The organism is Shinella granuli, from assembly GCF_004341885.1.
Taxonomy (GTDB): Bacteria; Pseudomonadota; Alphaproteobacteria; order Rhizobiales; family Rhizobiaceae; genus Shinella; species Shinella granuli.
Map to the genome: position 1 here is coordinate 1 of NZ_SLVX01000075.1, position 3,081 is coordinate 3,081.

General features: G+C 60.7%; 4 protein-coding genes. All 4 read left to right on the plus strand.

The annotated features are described in order from the left end of the window. Nucleotides 1-83 precede the first annotated feature (83 nt). Genes tnpA through EV665_RS31895 form a run of 4 tightly spaced genes read left to right on the plus strand, consistent with a single transcriptional unit; the run spans nucleotide 84 to nucleotide 3,021 of the window. Nucleotides 84-542, plus strand: a complete 459-nt coding sequence (gene tnpA, locus EV665_RS31880) for an IS66-like element accessory protein TnpA (RefSeq protein ID WP_125271663.1) — start codon at nucleotides 84-86, stop codon at nucleotides 540-542. 26 nt (nucleotides 543-568) lie between these two features. Further along, the gene (tnpB, locus tag EV665_RS31885) at nucleotides 569-892 is read left to right on the plus strand and encodes an IS66 family insertion sequence element accessory protein TnpB (protein WP_380689341.1); all 324 of its coding nucleotides are present in this window, start codon (nucleotides 569-571) and stop codon (nucleotides 890-892) included. Nucleotides 893-940: 48 nt separating this feature from the next. Then, on the plus strand, nucleotides 941-2,476 hold the full coding sequence (gene tnpC, locus EV665_RS31890; RefSeq protein WP_133037249.1) for an IS66 family transposase: 1,536 nt from the start codon (nucleotides 941-943) through the stop codon (nucleotides 2,474-2,476). Further along, the gene (locus tag EV665_RS31895) at nucleotides 2,473-3,021 is read left to right on the plus strand and encodes a YecA/YgfB family protein (RefSeq protein ID WP_162853238.1); all 549 of its coding nucleotides are present in this window, start codon (nucleotides 2,473-2,475) and stop codon (nucleotides 3,019-3,021) included. The genes tnpC and EV665_RS31895 overlap by 4 nt, the downstream gene beginning before the upstream one ends. Nucleotides 3,022-3,081: the final 60 nt, after the last annotated feature.

Here is a 3,081-nt window from a genome sequence, read left to right on the forward strand (position 1 = left end):
GTAAGCGCGACGAACACCCCACCTTTTAACGGCGCGATTTGGGCTTGAGATTCTGCTCGTTGATTTGGAAGGACGATTTTTCAATGGACGAGCGGAACGATGGTGCCAGGCTTGAAGCCATGTTTGATGCCAGGCACGAAGGGCAGTATCGGCGGGTCGAGGTGATTACGGGACCTGTTCGCCGGCGGAATTGGACGGATGAAGAGAAAGCGCGGATGCTTGCCGAGAGCGCTGAGCCGGATGCGAACATCTCGGCCATTGCGCGTCGGTTTGGCGTCAATCGCGGACTTTTGAACACATGGCGGCGGGCGGCAGGGCAGATTGGTCCGGCTTCAGCCGTTGCCGCGGTGGAACAACCCGCTTTCGTGCCGATCATGATCGCCGATCCTCAAAATGAACGGCACGCTGATGAAGCAGATGCCAGCGAGGGCACCGCCGGCCGGATCGAGATCGAACTCGGCGGCGGGCGGATGATCGTTACAGGCAATGTTGCTCCCGACCTGGCGCATGCGGTGGTGACAGCGCTACGGGGTAGACGGTGATCGGTCCTGCGAGGGGGCTGAGGATCATGGTGGCAACCCAGCCGGTCGATTTCCGGCGCGGGATGAACGGCCTGATCGCATTGGTGGCGTCTGCCCTTTCGGCCGATCCCTATTGCGGCGACATTTTTGTTTTCCGGGCCAAGCGGCGCGACCGGTTGCGCTGCATTTATTGGGACGGGTCAGGGATGATCCTTTCGACAAAATGGCTGGAAAGCGGGACGTTCACTTTCCCGCCCGTCAAGGATGGCGTTCTTCACATGACCCCCGAGGAGTTCGGCCTGCTTGTTGCGGGTCTGGACTGGACGCAGGTCCAGCAAAAGCCCGTGAAGCGCCCGACGAAAGTCGCTTGATCCCATTGTATTTGCTTGCAGATTCATGCCGGTGTGGTAGTTTTCGGCATGTCTCTTCGCCACGATCAGCTCCCGCAGGATGTCGAGCAACTGAGCCGGATGGTCCTCGATCTGAGGGCAGAGGTTGCCTATCTGAAGCGGCTCATCCACGGCGCAAGATCAGAGGGGCTTTCGACAATCGACCCCGCACAGACCAGTCTCGATCTCGGTGATCTTTCGGCTGTTCCGGTCGCCGCCAACGACGATCAGCCTGACGGTTCCCGGCACAAGGCTCGTGGCCGACAATCCGCAGCCCGCAATATCGGCTTTCTTCCCAAACACCTGCCGCGCTACGACGTCATTATCGAGCCGGAAAGCCGCGCGTGCGCCTGCTGCTCCGGCACGCTCCATCACATTGGAGAGACGACGAGCGAGGCACTCGATGTCGTTCCGCCCATTTTGCGCGTCAAACGAACCATTCGCCCTCGCTATGCCTGCCGGGCATGCGAGAATGGCGTCGTCCAGGCTCCCGCGCCGGCGCGCTTCATGGATGGCGGCATGGCAACGACAGCATTGGCGGCCCATATCGTCGTTTCCAAATTCGCGTGGCACCTTCCGCTCTACCGGCAGACCCAGATCTTCGCGGGCCATGGGATAGCCCTCGATCGTGGAACGCTTGGCGCCTGGGTCACGCGCGTCGCCTGGTGGCTCAAACCACTCTACGACAGGCTGCTGACCTTCATCCGCTCCCAGCCAAGGGTTTTTTCCGACGAGACCCGATTGCCGCGGCTCGATCCGGGGCGAAAGCGAACGAAAGTCTGCCAGCTCTGGGCACAGGCCGTGGACGATCGCCCCTGGAAAGGACCAGCTCCGCCCGCGGTCGGCTATATCTTCTCCGAGAGCCGCAGCGCCCGTGAGGCCGAGCGCCAATTGGTATCCTTCAACGGCGTGCTTCAGGTGGACGGATATACCGCCTACAAGACGCTTGCCAGACATCGCAGCAAGAGCAATTCCAGACCCTTGAGGCTGGCATTCTGCATGGCCCATGCCCGGCGTAAATTTGTCGATGTGGTCAAGCTGACCGGATCGCCGGAGGCGCTCGAGATCGTATCAATCCTCGCCGGCGTCTACCAGATCGAACAGGAGATCAGGGGGCAAAGCGCCGAGGATCGTCACAATACCCGCCAGCTCCGCTCAGCTCCCCTCATGCGCCAGTTGAAGGCGCGCCTGCTCGACCTGAAGAACGACATCTCAACGCAGTCCGCCCTCTCCAAGGCCATCAAATACACGCTCACCCATTGGACGGGCCTGAACGCTTTCCTCGACGATGGAACGATAGAGATCGACTCCAACATCATCGAGCGTTCGATGAAGTCCGTTGCCCTGACGAGAAAGAATTCGATGTTCGTCGGCAATATCCAGGGCGGCGAGACCTTCGCGATCCTGGCCTCGTTGATCAACTCGGCCAAATTGAATGGGCTGGATCCATACACCTGGCTTGCCAATGTTCTCGAACGGATCGTATCTGGCCGCACGACGATCAACCAGCTCGATACGCTGCTGCCCTGGAAGTGGAAAGCCGATCAGGTCGGTCAAGCCGCATGACCCGGCCTGCCGTTTCCTATGACGAGCTCGATGAGTACCTTCGCGGCGATGGGCACAACGACTATGTCGGCGTGAGCGCCATCGATGGGCTGATTGCGGCCGTCGTGGCCGGCCCGGTGAAGATCCCTGCACAGACCTGGTTGCCGCACGTATTCGGCGGCTCAATACCGCAAACCAGGCCAGGCTCGATCGAGGAGCGGCTCGTCAATACCGTGCTGAACCGCCACGACGAAGTCGAAAGCCTGCTGCGCGACGCGCCCGGGCACTACTTTCCGATCTTCATGAACCACAAGGGCGAGACCATCGTCGGTCCCTGGGCGATCGGATTTTCCCTTGGCCTCAGTCTGGGCGGCGAAGCGTGGGCGCCGATCCTCCTTGCCACGCCAAAGCCCGTGATCGCCCCCATCATGGCCGTCAATCCGCAGCTCGCCAAACTCCTCATCCGGCTTTCTCCTCAGGAGCGGCGCAAAATAAGGGCGACGGCCCACCACCATATTTCATCCGCAGTCCTGCAATTGCACGCCATCACAAGACAGGCCCGGTAAAAACGCGCCCAGCAGCATTAACCCAGCCTACAGGCAATGTGGTGTGTCCGTCGCGCTCAC

Coding starts and splice junctions, on each gene's coding strand:
- tnpA (WP_125271663.1), top strand. CDS start 84: ATGGACGAGCGGAACGATGGTGCCAGGCTTGAAGCCATGTTTGATGCC.
- tnpB (WP_380689341.1), top strand. CDS start 569: ATGGTGGCAACCCAGCCGGTCGATTTCCGGCGCGGGATGAACGGCCTG.
- tnpC (WP_133037249.1), top strand. CDS start 941: ATGTCTCTTCGCCACGATCAGCTCCCGCAGGATGTCGAGCAACTGAGC.
- EV665_RS31895 (WP_162853238.1), top strand. CDS start 2,473: ATGACCCGGCCTGCCGTTTCCTATGACGAGCTCGATGAGTACCTTCGC.